At 64.5% G+C, this 1,351-nt stretch carries 1 protein-coding gene; it reads right to left on the bottom strand.

The window, feature by feature from the left end; genetic code table 11:
* The coding region (locus G5358_RS21120; protein WP_421324885.1) for a RimK family protein at positions 1–1,154 on the bottom strand (1,154 nt) is incomplete at its 3' end.
* Positions 1,155–1,351: the final 197 nt, after the last annotated feature.

Here is a 1,351-nt window from a genome sequence, read left to right on the forward strand (position 1 = left end):
ATGCGGTTGCCGGGTTCGGGCCGGTAGCGGCGACAGGCGAACAGCGGCGAGCCGTCGAGAAAGCCGATGCGCCAGTCAAACTCGGCGGGGATCCGGCTCTGCACCAGCAGCAGGGCGGAGCGGCCCAACCCCTCGTCCAGCAGCCGGGCCAGCTGTTGCTCGTCGCTGGCCATGGCGAGATCGCGCCCCTGCGCGCCGTCGGGCACCTTCACCATCAGCGGCAGGCCGAGCCGTTGCACCAGCTCGTCCACATGGTGGCGGCCGCGGCGGGTCACCACCATGGTGGGCGGCATGGGCACGCCGCTGCGCACCATCAGCTCGTAGAGATAGAGTTTGTTGCTGCAGGCGAGGATGGCGCGGGAGCTGTCGATCACCGGCATCTTGAGCTGTTCGGCACGGTGGGCGAATTCGAAGGTATAGTGACCGACCGCGGTTTCGGCACGCAGCCAGAGGGTGTCGAACTCCGGCAGCCGCTCGATGGCCGACGGTGGCAGGATCTCGGCACGGATGCCTTGGGCAGCAGCAGCCCGGATAAAGCGCTCCAGCGCCAGCCCGTCACTGCTGGCACGGCCATCATCGGGGTCGACCAGAATAGCGAGCTGGTAGAGCGGCGCCGCCTGCTCCTCATCACCGGTCCCCACCAGCGCCTGAGCGTGGTGCAGCATTAACTCTTTCTCGCTTGGGCTCAGCGCCAGTGGTGACAGGCTCTGCTGCTGGCGCACCGACCAGCCGTGGCGACCGCGCTTGAGGGTCAGCTCCTGCAGCGGCAGCTGGCTCAGGCCATAGTAGTAGCGGGCCAGCCCCGCCAGCTCGCTCTGTTCACACTGGCCGAAGATGGCGCGCACTCTAATTCGATCCTCGCTCTGCTGGGCCAACCATCCTTGCGCCTTGCGCCACAGCTTGGCCGGTGGCTGCTGGGGTTGCAGTCGGCTGATGGCTTGCAGACCAGGCAGGCAGTGGTGGCCGCGGGCCTGGGCCAGCAGCGAGCAGTAGTAGCCTGCGCTCAGGTGCTCCAGATTGCGGCAGAGGTTGATGATGCGGGGTCGGCCGCCGGTGGTCGGCACGCCATGTTGCAGATAGGTGCGGGCGGTCAGCAGATAATCGGCATGGCAAGGCCAGTCGCCCAGCTCTTCGACGATGACATAGGTACTCATATTTTCGGCTCCACAGATCAGACTGCCTGAACAGGCAGGATCCCCAGTGGGCTTCGATGCACCGACAAGCACGACAATGGCGCGAGGGGAAACAAGAGGTTACAGTGCCTAATATGACTCCTTGGTAACTTGTGATACAAGTCGCATTTTTGGTGCTGAGGATAAATAACCGAACAAGGACTCCCCGTGTTGACCGT

Origin of the sequence: Aeromonas sp. 604176 (genome assembly GCF_049170755.1) — a bacterium.
Taxonomy (GTDB): domain Bacteria; phylum Pseudomonadota; class Gammaproteobacteria; order Enterobacterales; family Aeromonadaceae; genus Aeromonas; species Aeromonas veronii_A.